At 58.8% G+C, this 15,614-nt stretch carries 17 protein-coding genes; 5 read left to right on the forward strand and 12 right to left on the reverse strand.

Annotation, left to right across the window (positions count from 1 at the left end; translation table 11 throughout):
* Positions 1-775 precede the first annotated feature (775 nt).
* The 4 genes from AC2CHD_RS05955 to AC2CHD_RS05970 all read right to left on the reverse strand — a co-directional run bounded on the left by AC2CHD_RS05955 (position 776) and on the right by AC2CHD_RS05970 (position 5,079).
* Entirely contained in the window at positions 776-1,705 is a 930-nt protein-coding gene (locus AC2CHD_RS05955) for a mechanosensitive ion channel family protein (RefSeq protein WP_484552915.1), read from the reverse strand.
* A gap of 446 nt (positions 1,706-2,151) precedes the next feature.
* Positions 2,152-2,760, reverse strand: coding sequence for a Tim44/TimA family putative adaptor protein (locus tag AC2CHD_RS05960; RefSeq protein ID WP_484552916.1), 609 nt, complete (start codon positions 2,758-2,760; stop codon positions 2,152-2,154).
* Positions 2,761-2,772: 12 nt separating this feature from the next.
* A complete protein-coding gene (gene ctaD, locus AC2CHD_RS05965) occupies positions 2,773-4,383 on the reverse strand; it encodes a cytochrome c oxidase subunit I (protein ID WP_484552917.1) in 1,611 nt (536 codons plus the stop codon).
* Between the two features lie 96 nt (positions 4,384-4,479).
* Complete coding sequence (locus AC2CHD_RS05970; RefSeq protein ID WP_484552918.1) at positions 4,480-5,079, reverse strand: 5-formyltetrahydrofolate cyclo-ligase; 600 nt, start codon at positions 5,077-5,079, stop codon at positions 4,480-4,482.
* Between the two features lie 156 nt (positions 5,080-5,235).
* On the opposite strand from AC2CHD_RS05970, the gene AC2CHD_RS05975 reads away from it, so the two are divergent.
* The 3 genes from AC2CHD_RS05975 (at position 5,236) to AC2CHD_RS05985 (ending at position 6,939) form a co-directional block, all read left to right on the forward strand.
* Positions 5,236-6,075, forward strand: a complete 840-nt coding sequence (locus AC2CHD_RS05975; RefSeq protein ID WP_484552919.1) for a LysR family transcriptional regulator — start codon at positions 5,236-5,238, stop codon at positions 6,073-6,075.
* Positions 6,076-6,185: 110 nt separating this feature from the next.
* Positions 6,186-6,395: a hypervirulence associated TUDOR domain-containing protein gene (locus AC2CHD_RS05980; protein ID WP_007009994.1), complete on the forward strand. Its 210-nt coding sequence runs from the start codon at positions 6,186-6,188 to the stop codon at positions 6,393-6,395.
* A complete protein-coding gene (locus AC2CHD_RS05985) occupies positions 6,388-6,939 on the forward strand; it encodes a DUF488 domain-containing protein (RefSeq protein ID WP_229448590.1) in 552 nt (183 codons plus the stop codon). Before AC2CHD_RS05980 ends, AC2CHD_RS05985 begins: the two co-directional genes overlap by 8 nt.
* A 13-nt stretch (positions 6,940-6,952) precedes the next feature.
* Here the strand turns inward: AC2CHD_RS05985 and AC2CHD_RS05990 are convergent, their stop codons facing one another.
* The 3 genes from AC2CHD_RS05990 to folE all read right to left on the reverse strand — a co-directional run bounded on the left by AC2CHD_RS05990 (position 6,953) and on the right by folE (position 10,088).
* Positions 6,953-8,473 (reverse strand): FAD-dependent oxidoreductase, encoded by a 1,521-nt coding sequence (locus tag AC2CHD_RS05990; protein ID WP_484552920.1) that lies wholly within the window; start codon positions 8,471-8,473, stop codon positions 6,953-6,955.
* A 64-nt stretch (positions 8,474-8,537) separates the two neighbouring features.
* Positions 8,538-9,245: an RNA polymerase sigma factor gene (locus AC2CHD_RS05995; RefSeq protein WP_484552921.1), complete on the reverse strand. Its 708-nt coding sequence runs from the start codon at positions 9,243-9,245 to the stop codon at positions 8,538-8,540.
* Between the two features lie 123 nt (positions 9,246-9,368).
* Positions 9,369-10,088 (reverse strand): GTP cyclohydrolase I, encoded by a 720-nt coding sequence (gene folE / locus AC2CHD_RS06000; protein WP_484552922.1) that lies wholly within the window; start codon positions 10,086-10,088, stop codon positions 9,369-9,371.
* 218 nt (positions 10,089-10,306) lie between these two features.
* Between folE and AC2CHD_RS06005 the strand changes: the two genes are divergently transcribed.
* Entirely contained in the window at positions 10,307-10,726 is a 420-nt protein-coding gene (locus AC2CHD_RS06005) for a hypothetical protein (RefSeq protein WP_349365597.1), read from the forward strand.
* A complete protein-coding gene (locus AC2CHD_RS06010) occupies positions 10,723-11,238 on the forward strand; it encodes a cupredoxin domain-containing protein (protein WP_484552923.1) in 516 nt (171 codons plus the stop codon). The genes AC2CHD_RS06005 and AC2CHD_RS06010 overlap by 4 nt, the downstream gene beginning before the upstream one ends.
* 230 nt (positions 11,239-11,468) lie before the next feature.
* Here the strand turns inward: AC2CHD_RS06010 and AC2CHD_RS06015 are convergent, their stop codons facing one another.
* From AC2CHD_RS06015 to AC2CHD_RS06035, 5 genes are all read right to left on the reverse strand, one after another.
* Positions 11,469-11,702: an alanine racemase gene (locus AC2CHD_RS06015; RefSeq protein WP_374730095.1), complete on the reverse strand. Its 234-nt coding sequence runs from the start codon at positions 11,700-11,702 to the stop codon at positions 11,469-11,471.
* Positions 11,638-12,189 (reverse strand): alanine racemase, encoded by a 552-nt coding sequence (locus AC2CHD_RS06020; RefSeq protein WP_484552924.1) that lies wholly within the window; start codon positions 12,187-12,189, stop codon positions 11,638-11,640. The genes AC2CHD_RS06015 and AC2CHD_RS06020 overlap by 65 nt, the downstream gene beginning before the upstream one ends.
* Positions 12,190-12,200: 11 nt before the next feature.
* Positions 12,201-13,454, reverse strand: coding sequence for a D-amino acid dehydrogenase (locus tag AC2CHD_RS06025; protein ID WP_349365600.1), 1,254 nt, complete (start codon positions 13,452-13,454; stop codon positions 12,201-12,203).
* 372 nt (positions 13,455-13,826) lie between these two features.
* On the reverse strand, positions 13,827-13,961 hold the full coding sequence (locus AC2CHD_RS06030) for a hypothetical protein (RefSeq protein WP_349365601.1): 135 nt from the start codon (positions 13,959-13,961) through the stop codon (positions 13,827-13,829).
* Positions 13,962-14,543: 582 nt separating this feature from the next.
* On the reverse strand, positions 14,544-15,584 hold the full coding sequence (locus AC2CHD_RS06035; RefSeq protein WP_484552925.1) for a LacI family DNA-binding transcriptional regulator: 1,041 nt from the start codon (positions 15,582-15,584) through the stop codon (positions 14,544-14,546).
* Positions 15,585-15,614 lie beyond the last annotated feature (30 nt).

Below are 15,614 nucleotides of genomic sequence, written 5' to 3' on the forward strand. Positions count from 1 at the left end.
CATGTCATAAGGTCAGTCTATCGAGGTGGCTTCCGATTGGCGGATGCCAACTGTTCTGTGACCGCATCGGGCTGTTGGATGTTTTTCTTCTTTTTTCCCTTTGGTTGCTTTCGCTTCTGATCGCCTTTTCTCTTGGCCATATGCGCTTCTCCAAATTTAATGAGGCATTGACGAACCGAGTTCGCCCTCCACGTCCCCTGGCGCCGAGGATTCAGCGCCAGGGAGGTGTTCCGATTTGGATATGCGCTCCTTCGGCTCGGTGGGACGACTGCGACATCTCAGCCTCCTGGCTCAAGGTCACTCCGACCATCATTCGTGTATCTACGGTTCCTGGTGTATCCCGTACTCCGAAGTCGGAGTTCATGGTCAGCAGGATATCTCGTGCTCGCGAAAACGCGCACTGAGGCAGAACACCAGGGGCAACGCACTGCAGCCCGTGGAATACCGGCGCGGCATTTTTGACATAACAGCAATGTATTACGAATGGACACTCTACGCTCCGCTTCCGCAAGAAATTGCGCAAAAGAATTGACATTTTTTCTTGAAGAAAACCCGGAGTCTGAAGGCGTTTTTTCTACGATTCGCACGTAAAACCCCGGGCGATTACATGAATCTCCCGAAGGCCGGTGCAGAATATTTTGTAAATTTTCTTACCCATGACTTTAATATAGCCCAAAGAAATAAATAAACAAGACCTCATAGACGCAACAAATCATATTATTATTACAAAATTTTCTTATGAGAAAATTCTGACTCCGTGCATTGAGGCCGACGGTCAGGCATCGCCGATTTCCCGCCTCTGAGCGCCTCCCGTTACCCGTTCGCTCAACAACCGCAAACCTGTAGCAGGCAGCGGCAATCCGCCGTCGCGAAGCGCGGAGTCGATTTGGCCGAAAATGGCGTCACGGCAATCGATATCGTCGGCAAAACTGGGCACCCAGAACCGCACATGATAACGGACGCCGTCAATATCGTAGGAAGCGACCCGCACATCCGGCTTCGGGACATTGACAATGATCGGCGAACGGGCCGCCGCGTCGGTCAGCAACTCACGCGCCACCGCAACGGGAAGCTCATGGCTGAGCACAACTTCAACCTGCGCGCGATACTTGCGATTGGGCGCACTATAGTTGGTCAATGCCTGCTGGGCGATCTGACTGTTGGGAAGAATCACATAGGTGTCGTTGCGTGTGAACAGCCGCGTCGTCCGCCAGCCGATTTCGATCACCCGCCCTCTTGTCCGATCGTTGATGGAGATCCAATCACCGATCCGGTAAGGGGCTTCCAGTCCAACCGCGATCCCCGCAAAGACATCGGCAAGCGTGCTCCGCAAAGCAAAGCCGATGACGGCGATCACAAGGCCTGAACCGGCGATGGCACCGCTCCAGCTCTGGCCGATCACCAGCATCACAGTTGCAATGGTCGCGGCAATGAAAAGAGCCGCTGAAACCAGTTCAAGCAGAAGTTTTGGCACCTGACGGCGTTTGCGACCAGCACGCTCCAGTGCAAGTCCAACGAGCCGACCGCCCAGCCAGGCTGCCGAAAAATAGGCGGCCCCGCCCGTCAGGACACGGATCGGTTTCTCCGACACGTCGAATTCGAGCCAAGCCAGTGCCTGAGGGTGCAGCATGTATGACGCAACTGCCGCCGATGTGAACAGCACCGGCAGCAGAACACGGGTCAGTGTCGAGCGGAGGTTATTCACATCCGCACCATGTCGAAGCGATGCGCTTTGTGGCTGCGCATTGATCGGCTGCATCCCTGATAGGAAGACAGCGATGATCGAACGGTAGCCTTGAACGGAGTTTTGCAATGAAGGCAGCGTGTGGCTGCGCGCGGCGAAATATCACCGCATCGCCTGCAGAGCAGGGGCTGGGCAATTATGAACATGTCTCTCTCCAACACCGGGAAGAACCGGCGGATCACCTCAAAGAACCTGTGCGAGGAACCCGGAGCGGAAAAAGAGCCGATGTCTTTACATCAACGCAAAGCCGCCCCGGCAAGCCCATGGGCTTGCGAGGTTATCCTGAGCGTCAATGAAAGAAACAGGTTACACATGCAATGAATCTAGCCACTCAACCCATTGTTTCAAGGGGTCGTGGGTGCGTCTGAAGCACGCAGACAGAACCCGCCCCTCACTTCCTGCTCCGTTCAACCGCTGGTGGCCACGAGCACCCATGCATTGCCGGGGACCGGGATGGGGCGGGCGAACGTCCATGCTTCGACCACGTCGATGATTTCCGCAGGATTCCCACTGACGATCAGACCTTCGGCGCTGCGTTCGACCCAGATCATTTGCGCGTGGAAGCGTAGCGTCACTTCCATCGCAGTCTCGGCCACGTCCATCTGCGCAATGTCGATGCTTTTAACACCGATCAGGGTGAGGTCGACACTCTCCCCTCGACTGGCGCGCGCGGCGCAGTCTTTTACGAAGATTGCCAGAACCTCTTTCGAAACCAAAGATTCAAGTTTCTCCATGTCCCCCGCCGCAAACGCCTCCACAATGGTCTCGTAGGCATGGCGCGCACCGTACAGAAACATGTCGAGGTCGAATGCGGGATCGAAGCGCAGAATTCTGGCGATGCCGGTGTGGGTCGTGCCATCCTCGATTGCGGCATCTGCCATGGCTTGTGTCGGCTGCGGTTGATGTTCGGTATCCTTGACCCGTGTCGCAGCTTCAAGAAACGTCAGAAAAATCCACCACAACCAGAACAGAATGATCCCGGGCAGGCTGGTTGCTCCATCCATAACCTCGTTCATTCATGCCTCCTGTCACATTATACGCGGGAGCGACGAAAACTGATGAAACGGTGGCGGCGAGGTCAGCGTCCATTCGAGCGTCGTCGCTCCCTCACCCCATGGATTGGCTTCAGCAAGGCACTTGCGGGAAAAGGCTTCACCTACAGCGAAAAGAAAAACCAGAAGACCTGCCGCTGAAACATAAGATCCGACCGAGGAGATATAATTCCAACCGGCGAAGGCATCGGGGTAGTCGGCATAGCGGCGTGGCATTCCGGCGAGGCCAAGAAAATGCTGCGGAAAGAAGACCAGGTTGACGCCGGTGAAGGTGAGCCAGAAATGCAATCGTCCCAACGTCTCGTTCATCGTGTAACCGGTCATCTTGGGGAACCAGTAATACCAGCCCGCGAAGATGGCGAACGCTGCACCCAGTGACAGAACGTAGTGAAAATGCGCAACGACATAGTAAGTGTCGTGTAACATCCGGTCGACGCCGGGACTGGCAAGGACCACGCCGGTCACGCCTCCGATCGTGAACAGAAGAACGAAGCCGGTCGCCCACAACATCGGCACACGGAAGGTGATGGAGCCACCCCACATGGTGGCAAGCCAGGAGAAGACCTTCACGCCGGTCGGCACCGCGATTACCATTGAGGCGAAGGCGAAATAGCGTTGGCTGTCAATAGACATGCCAGAGGTGTACATGTGGTGCGCCCACACCACGAAGCCGATCACGCCTATGGCCACCATGGCGTATGCCATGCCGAGATAGCCGAAGATCGGCTTTCGGGCGAAGGTCGCAATGACGTGGCTTATAATGCCGAAGGCAGGAAGGATCATGATGTAGACTTCCGGATGTCCGAAGAACCAGAACAGATGCTGGTAGAGGACTGGATCCCCACCCCCTGCCGGATCGAAGAAAGCCGTGCCGAAATTTCGGTCGGTCAGAAGCATGGTGATGGCGCCTGCCAGCACCGGTAGCGCCAGCAGGAGCATGAATGCAGTGACCAGCATGGACCATGCAAAAAGCGGCATTTTGTGCAGCGTCATGCCCGGAGCGCGCATGTTGAAGATCGTCGTGATGAAATTGATCGCCCCAAGGATCGATGAGGCGCCCGACAGGTGGATCGACAGGATGACGAGATCGACCGCCGGCCCCGGCTGTCCGGACACGGAATAAGGCGGATACAGCGTCCAGCCGCCTCCATGGCCAAACGAACCGGGCGCACCCGGCACGAACAGCGACATAAGGAAAAGCAGGAACGAGACGACAAGCAGCCAGAACGAAATGTTGTTCATTCGCGGGAAGGCCATATCCGGCGCGCCAATCATGATCGGCACGAACCAGTTGCCGAAGCCACCGATGAGCGCCGGCATGATGAAAAATATCATCACGAGCCCGTGGGCGCTTACAAACACGTTGAAGGTTTCGGAGGCGGCAAATATCTGCAAGCCCGGCTCCTGCAACTCCATACGAATGGCGACCGACAAAGCAGTGCCGAGAATGCCCGCAAGGATCGAGAAGATCAGATAGAGTGTTCCGATATCCTTGTGATTGGTCGAGAATAACCAACGGCGAACGAATGGTGGAGTGTCGGCGGCTCGCTCCAACTCTTTCTCTTTCTCATGCGCATTCGCAAACATGTGCAGGACCCTCTTTCATGCGACAGGCACGGTGGTCTCGAGGAATTGGCGAGGACACGTCGCTTTGTCCGAAAATCGACTGCCTGTCTTCAGCGGTTAACTCGTGATGATCTCATCCATTGGTATGTCGTGAGGTTGCGGGAAAATGCTTGTCAGCGCGCAGTCGGCATAACCGACGCCTATCGTCCGCGGCTTCGCGGACATCGCCGCCAGAGTGCGGTCGAAATAACCGCCGCCATAGCCGAGCCGGTAGCTCCTTGCGTCAAAACCCACGAGTGGCGCGATGACAACATCAGGTTGCACTGCAGATCCCCCTGCTGGCACGAGAATGTTCCAGACACCCCGCTCCAGAGGATCACCGGGAGTCCATAGCCGGTATTCAAGCGGCGCGCCCTTCTCAGTGACGACCGGCAGCGCCAGCCGCCCACCACGATCGATGGCTTCGATGCCCCAGTTGCGCAGGTCCGGTTCTCCTCGTACCGGCCAATAGATGCCGATCACCTTGCCTGCGAACTGTTTGATCGTCCGATCCAACTTCCGAACGATCCCGTCGGAACAGGCTTGCCGCTCGATTTGGCTCTTTGCCATCCGAGCCGCAATCAGGAGCTTGCGCTTTTCCTTTCGCCAGCGTCGAACCTCCGTCCAGTCCTTCGAGGCAACATCTTCACCGCCACCGCTGGCGGACAGCTCATGCATGAAGCATGGCGGGGACGCATATTGCGGGGGCTTTGACGAATGCTGCATTGGCGGACTCCTCGTGAACCACGCTCAGGCTGCGCCTTTCGAAAATCAAAGGCAAACGGAATTAAATGCTGTATCAGTGCAAATAAATTGCATTTATCGGAGATCGTGATGGATATTGAACGCGCGCGAACGTTTCTGGAGATTGTGCACACTGGAAGCTTCCTGAAAGCGTCGGAGCGGCTGCATGTCACCCAAACCACGGTGAGCGCACGTATCCGCACGCTCGAGGACGAACTCGGACGCAAACTCTTCATACGAAACCGGAACGGAGCGGTTTTGACATCGGCCGGCCGTGAGTTCGAACGCTTCGCACTGTCCTTTCTCCAGGTGTGGGAACGCGCTCGCCAGCAACTCAAAATTCCGGCAGGAAAGACCGGCATCATAGCTCTGGGGGGCGAACTCAGCCTGTGGAACCCCGTGCTGCTCGACTGGCTGCTATGGATGAAGCAGAACCGGCCGGAAATCGCCATTCGCGCCAATGTCGGCTTGCCGGACCAGTTGATTGAGCAATTGCGGACCGGCGTGCTCGACATCGCTGTGCTTTACGCACCGCCGATGTTGACGGGTTTCAAGGTTGAACTGATCGAGGAAGAAGAACTCGTTCTCGTGCGGACCGTGCAGAAAGCTGCGTCGGAAGAACCGCACTATGTCCATGTCGACTGGGGGCCACAGTTTGCAGCGTCACAGGCTTCGGCGACACTTTCAACAGACCCACACGGGCTGTTGGTCGGCCTAGGACCCCTCGGCCTGAGTTACATCCTTCGCGCTGGAGGTAGCGGGTACTTTCGAAAAGGTGCTGTCAAACCACACCTGGAAACCGGCGAACTCGAACTCGTTGCAGGAGCTCCCCGCTTCACCTATCCCGCCTATGCTATCTACGCAGAGGCGGGCACGGCCCGCGCTGAATTGCCGATAGCATTGGACGGTCTCAAACAGGTGGTTCGGTGATCTGGGTTCCCGATCGCGGCCCTCGGGACGGCCACACCACTTCGCATTTGGAACGTCCTTCATCCACCACGCGTTGTTCTTGGCAATGCCCAGACGAGGAGTACAGTCCAATGGCCAGGTTCGATGTCGGTGATTCAGTGAGCTGGAATTCGGAGGCCGGGCGGGTCTCCGGAAAGATCATCAAGATCCACGACAGCGACTTCGAGTACAAGGGGCACAGGCGGCGCGCATCGCCAGACGAGCCCCAGTACGAGATCAAGAGCGACAAGACCGATCATATCGCCGCTCACAAGGAATCGGCGCTTTCAAAAAATGGATGAGGCGGTCCAGTCAGAAACAGTGGCTTTCACGATCGGCCATTCGAACCGGACACTGGAAACCTTCAAGGCAATGCTTCTGGAAGCGTCAATCGACATGGTTGTCGACGTGCGCAGGTTTCCGAGATCACGGACCAATCCGTCCTATAATTCGGAGTTACTCAAGCCACAGCTCCAATCTGATGGAATCGGCTACATCCATTGCCCGCCCCTTGGCGGTCTAAGGTCCAAGGTCGCAGAAATTCCGCCTGATGAAAACGGCTTCTGGCGCAACAAGAGCTTTCACAACTACGCGGATTTCGCCCTCACCGACACGTTTCGATCAGCATTGCTCAAGCTGCTCGATCTTTGCCATGAGCGGCGATGCGCCCTCATGTGTGCGGAAGCGGTCTGGTGGCGCTGCCATCGGCGGATTATCACCGACCACCTCATTGCACGCGGCGTGAGCGTCTATCATGTCATGGACATCGGAAAGCTCACCAAGGCGCACTTGTCCGACGGCGCCGTGATCGACCCCGACCTGCGTGTTCGCTACCCAGCTCGGTAGAGGCCAGCTGGCCTCATTCGGAGGTTGGCAGGGTTCGCCTTCTGACCAGCGCCTCCACATCTCGCCCAAGGGTGGCTACGGCCAGCGTTCGCCCGCCCCTCCGGTAGCTGACGCTGGCATCGCACGCTGTAATATCGCCATCAACGGCCGCAACATCCCAGTGTTCGGCATGGCCCACATAGCGAATGGGAATGTCGTAATGTGCACTCCAGAAGAAAGGCATGTCGTCAAACGGCTTATCATCACCAAGCATGTTTGCAGCCACCACCTGACCCTGGCGCTCTGCTACCACCCAGTGTTCAATGCGCATCGTTTCTCGGTTCTGCGGCCCCGGCCAGCGCGCCACGTCACCCGCCGCGTAAATGCCGGGGGCAGACGTCTGGAGCCGTTCGTCGACGAGAATTCCATCATCGACCGACAGCCCCGCCTTCTCCGCCAGTGCGGTGCGCGGGCGTACACCTGCACCGATGACAACCAAGTCCGCATCAATCGTGTCATCTGAAGAGAGTGTCACCGCATTCGCGGAGATCGCCTTGATCGAAGTCCGCATGTGGAAAGTGACACCATGGTCTTCATGCAACCCGGCAATAAAATCTCCCAGCGCAGGCCCAAGCACCTTCTCAAGCGGACGGGCATCCTGCGTGACCACGTGCACTGTCAGTCCGCGCTGCCTGAGCGCCGCCGCCGTCTCGAGTCCTATAAAACCCGAGCCCAGCACAACGGCAGTTTTCGCTCTCTCTGCCGCATCGGCAAGGGCACGTCCGTCAGCAAAGCTGCGCAGAGTGAAGACATGCGGCAGGTCGGCACCGGGGATCGGTGGGCGAACCGGTTCCGCTCCCGTCGCGATCAGAAGGCGGTCGAACTCCAGAACACGCCCGCCCTCCAGCGCCACGCGGTGCGCCGGCACGTCGATGGAGGAAACCGTTTCGCCCAGTTGCAGATCGATGTCGTTCTTCTGGTAAAACTCATCCGGCCTGAGCGGCATCCATTCGGGCGGCGCATCTCCGGCGAGATAGTCCTTGGACAGGTTCGGCCGGTCATACGGCGCATCCTCGTCGGCGCCGAGAAGAGTGATTGCCCCATCATAGCCTCTTCTGCGCAGCATTTCGGCGCAAGCAAATCCGGCAGCTCCAGCGCCAATGATCACGATGGCGCGCGGTTCATCCGTGTTTGCTATCACGCGCGGCGGCGGCGCCGCCTTCTCGCGAACGAAAATGCGTTGGCCATCACGCTCCACCTTCCAGCATGACAATGGGTCAAAGGCAGGAGCGGCCAGAGCCTCGCCGGTGCGCAGCGAAAAACAGGCATGATGAAGCGGACAGCGAACGGTTTCTCCGGTGATCAGTCCCTCGTCCAGCGGACCTCCGTAATGCGTGCAACTGGCATCGACCGCCAGAACCTCTTCACCAACACGTGCAAGCAGAACGGAGGCCTTCCCCACATGCCCACGCAACATCTGTCGGTCGTTGAAGTCAGCCAACGTCACCCCCTCAGTGAGGTCCGGGCCCCTATCCACGTCCTGCGTATTGCCCATGCCATGTCTCCCTTCGTATCATTCGTCCCGCAGAGCGCAGATTGTTTCCGCTCAGCAAGCAGCCCTACTCGCAGAGACCTTCCGCCCGGGCTCGAGCCAACACGCCCGCCACGATGCGATCACAGCGCTCACCGGCAAAGCTGAAGGCCTCGCCGATGGCAACGTCCATCTCCTGCGCGAGGCTTTCGCGCAGAAGGGCACGGGCACGGAAATAGCGTGTGCGGACTGTGGCTGCGGGAATGTCCAGCACCTCCGCCACCTCATCAACGCTCATGTCCTCGATTGCCCGCAGCATGAAGACGCTGCGAAATGCTTCGGGCAACACCGCGATGCGCGCCTCTATAAGAGCGCGGAGCTGGGACCGTTCGACCGAATGCTCCGGTCCACGAGCAGGTGCTTCCGTCAGTGCCGAGCGTGTGTCCTTGTCGGACGACATCATGGCTGTCTCCAGTGGAATGATTTGCGCGCTTTTCCGGCGCAACCGGCCCAACGCCTCGTTGACGGTGATGCGGACCAGCCAGGTGGAAAGCTTGCTTTCGGCGCGGAAGCCCGACAGCGCGCGCCACGCCTGCATCCATGCTTCCTGCGCGACATCCTCTGCCTCACCGTCGCTGCGCACGATGCCCCGGGCCGTTCGGAACAGGAGCTGGTTGTGGCGACGCATGATCGCCTCGAAGGCGCCGCCGTCCTTTCGGGCCGCACGCCTGGCCAATTCGGTATCTGGAACATCTTCAGTGAATACAGATGCAGCCCGTTCGATGGCTTCATGCATTTGTGCCTCCTCGGAGTTGACTAACACCAGCACCCTTCATCCCGTTCCCTGGCATCGACGGTTCACCACTGCCGAGCCAACGGAATAGACTTGTCGGACTTGATCTTGAACGTCTGATCAGGATCACTTGTCACCCCCTTTTCGCAGGTCGAGAAATTCACGCCTCAGCGCCTCGTTCTGCAAAAACGCGCCGCGCATAATGGACGTCGTCATCACCGGCTGCTCATCCTTCACGCCACGCCAGTGCATGCAGAAATGATCCGCCTCCATCACGACGGCCAGCCCTTCAGGCCGAAGACGGCTTTCGAGTTCATCGGCCAACATGATCACAGCTTCCTCCTGAATCTGCGGGCGGCTCATGATCCAGTCGCAAACGCGGGCAAACTTGGACAGACCGATCAGTTCAGCCTCCCTGCTGGGAAGGACTCCGATCCACATCTTTCCCATGATCGGGCACAGATGGTGGGAGCAGGCACTGCGCACCGTGAGCGGGCCGACGATCATCAGTTCATTCAGCTGCGAGACGTTGGGAAAGCTGGTGACGGGCGGCGCCGGGCGATACCGCCCTGCAAACACCTCATCGACAAACATCCTCGCCACCCGCCGCGCGGTGCCCACGGTGTTGTGATCATTCTCCGTGTCGATCACGAGTGCGTCGAGCACCGCATTCATCCGGTTCTCGACTTCCAGGCAAAGGTCTTCCAGCTCACCATCCTCGATGAAAGCCGCAATGTTGTCATTGGCCCGGAAGGTGTGGCCGGCATCCCTCAAACGTGCGCGAATTCGGGCAGATACCGGGACGCTGTCGCAGGTGTGATCGGGGGGGAACATCGTGTTGAGCACAATCAAACTCCTTCTTGCGGCAAGACGGCCGCTCGGCGGGATGGGGCAATCGCTCCATTCGACCATTGGATGCGCGGACCCGGCGCTGCGTTCCCGAAACGTCGTAGAATTTTTATTCGGCCAGGGCGGCTCAATTTCGGGAACGTTTTGCAGCGGCGCGCATCCAATGGATCGAGCACCCTCCAAAGGGCCTCCATCCAACAGGAAAGGACAACCCCATGAAATTTCTGCAAATACTGTTTACCACCGTATCGCTTCTTGCAGCAGCTCCAGCAGTCGCGCATGACGAGGAAACCCTGAAGGAAGCACCGCCCGGAGAACCTTACGTCAAAGTCAGCGATGCTTTACCCCTGCCGGAGTTTATCCCAAGTCTCGGCACGCTGTTCGTCGATCCCGAAACCCTGCCCGCCGGCCCGTTCCTGGCCTATGATCACGATGGCAAACTATCCGCCACAGTCTACATGACGCCCCTCGAAGAACTGCAGAATGGTACCGCCTATGACGGGCTGAGCATTGGCTCGCACACGGTGAGTGGCGTCGACATCTACTACAATGCCGGCCATCCGGGCGTGGACAAGCCACACGCGCATGTCGTTCTTTACCATGACGCTGACGCCAAGGGACGTCTGGCAGAATGATCACCCCGCGTCGACAATTCCTTGCAATGGGAGGCGGCCTTGGCGCCGCATTCCTCTTTTCGCCTTCGCTCAAGGCTGCACCTGCCGTGACAATAGAAATGCGCGGCACGTCGCGCGGCGAGCGCATCTGGTTCACACCTGTCGGACTTGCTGTCTCGCCTGGCACGGCCCTGCGTTTCGTCAATCGGGATAAGGGCAACAGCCATACCGCCACAGCCTATCACCCGGCAAATTACGACCGTTCGCGCCGCATACCCTCCAATGCGGAGCCTTGGGATACCGGGTTTCTCCTGCCGGGAGAAAGCGCAGAGATCGTTCTCAAGGTACCGGGTGTCTATGATTATTACTGTGTCCCGCACGAGATGGCGGCAATGGTCGGTCGGATCGTCGTGGGAAAGCCGAGCGACGCCGGCTGGGAAGGGACGACGCCGGCAGAAAGCGATATCACGATTGAGGTGATGTCGGCCCTGCCGTCAGTCGAGGACATCTTAGCCCGCGGGCGGATTGACTAGATCACTCGGAATCTTCGACATCCTCGCAAGCGGTGAGCACACGCCGAAATTCAGCGGCTAGTGCGGATGGCGGCCAGCGTTCCATTCTGAAACCAGCCAGCCTGCTCTGAACGTCAGCCCGCTTCGTCGAACCCAACTACAGGGTCTACGACGATGTGTATAAGAATTTCGCCGTCTTTGGCCAGCACGGCAATGTAACACACGCCCCTTTCCAGCTTCTTGCTGGAGGACTATAGCTGAAGGACGCGCACGGACAGCCTCACGACTTGACGCATCGGATTTGGCGCCCCGGGAGCCGGGTTGATCCCGTAGAGCGCGGCTCCCGGTCTCACAAGGTCACTGTGGAATCCCTTGCCAAGGAAGATACCCGACGAGTTCGCGAGGGAGGACCGAGCGGAGCTAGGCGAACTCGCGCCGCTGACTTTGGTTGGCGCGATGCGTCGGCTCGTCGGCGCAGGCGAGATGGCTCATGATCAGCTCCACTGAAAGTCCCTCCATGAGGGCGGGATCGTCTACCAGCATGGCGACGTCGCCCGGCGACAGTCCGAGGCGAGACATACCCGTGTCGAGATGGAGTGCGACAGGCACGCCGCGTCCCGCTTCGCAGGCGCGACTTCGCCAGGCAGCGAGCTCTCTTGCCGTGTCGACGACCGGGATCAAGACCGATCGCAGGAACTCGTTCTTGGCACCCGGAGGGGTGCCGTTCAGAACGACGACGCGGGAGCTGAAACCGATCGCCTCCCTGAGATCAAGTCCCTCTTCGAGATGGGCGACGAAGAAGGCTTTGCACCCTGCCGCCTGAAGCGCGGCCGCGACTTCGGGCGCTCCGAGTCCGTAGGCGTCCGCCTTCATGACAGCGGCACACTCGGCGGGCTCCGCCAGTCTCGACAGCAGCCGCCAGTTGGAAACGATCGCCTCAAGATCGATCGTAAGGATGGCGCCCGCCCGCATCGCCTGCGCGCTCATGACCGATACCGCCCTGGCCCGAGGTCTGAGACGTCGATATCGGGAATTTTGCCCGAAATGAGGTCCGCCAGGACTCGTCCCGAGCCGCAGGCCATCGTCCATCCGAGGGTTCCATGCCCTGTGTTCACGTAGAGGCCGGCCACCGATGTGGCCCCCACGATCGGCGGACCGTCCGGGGTCATCGGCCTGAGGCCGCACCAGAAGGATGCGTCCGCGGCGCTGCCCGACCCTTGAAACAGGTCCATGACCGAATGCTCCAGCGGCGCGCGACGCGAACTCGGCAACGAGAGGTCGAAGCCCGATATCTCGGCAGTGCCGCCGACGCGGATGCGGTCGCCCAGACGCGTGATGGCGATCTTGTAGGTCTCGTCCATCACCGTCGATACGGGCGCGGCCGCTTCATCGATTATGGGCATGGTAAGCGAGTAACCCTTGACCGGGTAGACAGGGACATGGATGCCCACAGGAGCGAGAAGTCGGGGGGAGTGGCTTCCTGCGGCGACGACGACGACCTCTGCTGGAAGCAACCCGTCCGAAGTCAGGACTCCTGAAACTCTGCCGCCTTCTTGGACGAGTCCTTCAACCGAGACGCCAAAACGAAAGTCGACCGCGGCAGAGGCGAGAGCCGCCAGCTTATCGGTGAAGACGCGGCAGTCCCCCGTCTCATCGCCAGGAAGCTGCAAGCCGCCGACGAACTTCTCGGTTACCCGCGCGAGCGCCGGTTCGGCAGTGACGCAGCCGCGGCGATCAAGGACGTTGAACTCGACGCCGAACTGCTTCAGGACCTCGATATCTCCGCTCGTTCCATCGAGCTGCTTCTGGGTCCGGAACAGTTGCAGGGTGCCGCGCACCCGCTCGTCGTATGCGATACCTGTCCCGGCCCGCAGTTCCCGCAGGCAGTCACGGCTATACTCCGCGATCGGCACCATGCGCGCCTTGTTCACGGCGTATCGCCGCGACGTGCAGTTGGCGAGCATCTGCAACAACCACGACCACATCGCCGGATCGAGCCGGGGACGGATGGCGAGAGGGCCGTGCTTCATCAGGAGCCACTTGAGCGCCTTCAACGGCACTCCCGGACCTGCCCAAGGAGACGAATAGCCCGGCGACACTTCTCCGGCATTGGCATAGCTGGTCTCCAGCGCGGGACCCGACTGCCGGTCGAGGACGGTGACTTCGTGTCCGGCGCGCGCCAGATACCATGCGGAGGTCACGCCGATGACCCCGCTGCCTACGATCAGGATCCTCATGTCCGCCTCCCGCGGACAACAATATCGGAAGCCACGCACAAGCGGCTGGGAAGTCTGTCGATCATCATGCGTCTCCACCGGGCCAGCGGTTGCGGACCCGGAAATCAGAACCGAATTTGTGACTTGGTTGGATTTCCGGCCCCCGGTCGACGGCCTTGCGGCCGCGCCAGGGCTAGATGCATGCGATAAGACTGCCCGCGTGGTTCATGAACCGGATGCGGGTCCGCGACGATGTCCTGTCCATTCGAGAATTAGGCACGTTACGAACTCAATCGTTTTCCAAGCCGCACAATAGCGCAGCCCGCGCAGCTTGCAATGACCAGACGGCTTAGACCAGCGAATCAAGACGCAATTCCCCGCATTGCTACGGTTTCAGAACAGCAGAACGAACACAGCCATCAACGAGACTGCCAAAGCGATCATGCTCGGAATCATCACCGCCGCGCCAGAGCCGAACGCCAGCGCCGCCACCCAATCGAACTTCCTTCCGGTATGCTCGCGCATCATTCCCTCTGTGGTTTGAGTTCGAGGACGAAGGGTAGGCGCCGATTTCACGAATGGTGTGCTCACCGTAGCTTGACCAAAAACCGAATGCGCTCATGCAAAGAATAAGCGAACTACGATCAGCGGCGATGGATGAATATGCCTACTGCGCGAAGGTTTCGCCGCCCCATACAAGTTGGCTGCAAACACTGATCGAGAATAGCGCCGTTTGCCGACGCCAAACTGATCAAACACACTGCGTGACTATGCCGCCAGAACCCTGGAGTATAATCGAAGCCTGTAGCGTATATCCGGTAGGTGTGGGGATTGACGGCAACCCTCCTCCGCTACCAGTTCATGCAGGGGGCCACTCCGACCCGACGAGCGGTATTAACCGGCCCCAAGAAGCAATTGTCTCTCACTGTGCGCTACGTACCGAGAAGATGTGCCTCTGATACCCAAGGCCGCGACTTCCTAGCTTTTTAGCCAAACAGAACGTTATTCTTTCTTGGTTCGTATGGATTCCTTCACCTTTTTCCTTCTCGGAAAGCAACTCAAACCACTCTCTATAAGAGCCAACAAATATCGTCGGGCATGTATTTCAGATCAGCCGATGGAGCCGCCCTCGACGATACTTACTGGCATCAGAAGATGCTGAGCCTCGCCCCCATCTCCATTGATCAGGTCGATCAGCATCTTGCTGACCTCCTGGCCGATTTCGTAAGCAGGCGAGGAAACGCTGCACAGGGTGGGCTTGGAGAATTTCTGGAAAAGGAAGGCGTTATAGCCGGTCACCATCAGTTCCGCCGGCACGGAAAGACCGCATCGCTCCGCAGCCTGCATCGCCGCAAGGCCAAGCTGGTCGTTGCCACCCATAACGGCGTCGGTGTTAGGATGACTTCGCAACCAGGCTTCGATCTGGCGGATAGACAATTCGAAATCATCTTCGCTGCACGACAGGTGATCGATATGTGCCCGCTTTCCCGCAGCGGCAACGGCGGCGGCTGCCCGTCTCTCCATAGCCGGCCAGACCTGGCGGGAAGCGGCAAACAAAATTCGCTTGGCTCGCTTGCTGATCAGGCGCTCGACAAGCATCCCCGCCCCTACACCATCATCCTGACAGACCGAAGAGACTTCAGGCAGATCAGATGGTGGAGCGTCCTGGATGACGACCATCGGCAGCTTGAGCTGTGCGAGTTTTTTATAGACCTGCACCCTCTGCTCACGCTCACCTGAGACCATCACCGCAAAACCGTCATAGCCGAAGCTGCGCTCCATCAACGTGTTGAGAGCTTCGAGGTTGCGCAACCCGTTCACCATGAGGCTATAGCCGATGGTAGCGAGATAATTGCTCATCCCCGCTGCAACCTGGGTGATGTATGGATCGTCGAGAAAACGCCGATCAGGATGCAATACCGTCAGTCCAAGCGCGAATTCCTTTTGCAGCCGCAAGCTGCGGCCACTGCGCTGAGGGCGATAATTGAGTTCGCGGATAGCTTCGCGCACCCGAGCCGCCACCTCGTCGCCGACACGCGCCATGCGTCCATTGATGACATTGGAGACCGTCATCACGGAGACATTGGCGAGTTTTGCCACGTCCTTAAGGCTCGGTTTTGACGACCGCCCCACGGCGGACTTCTTGGCCATATCGCGTTCGACCCAATTGCCCCGTCACAG

Source organism: Nitratireductor sp. ATLC21 (assembly GCF_057196525.1).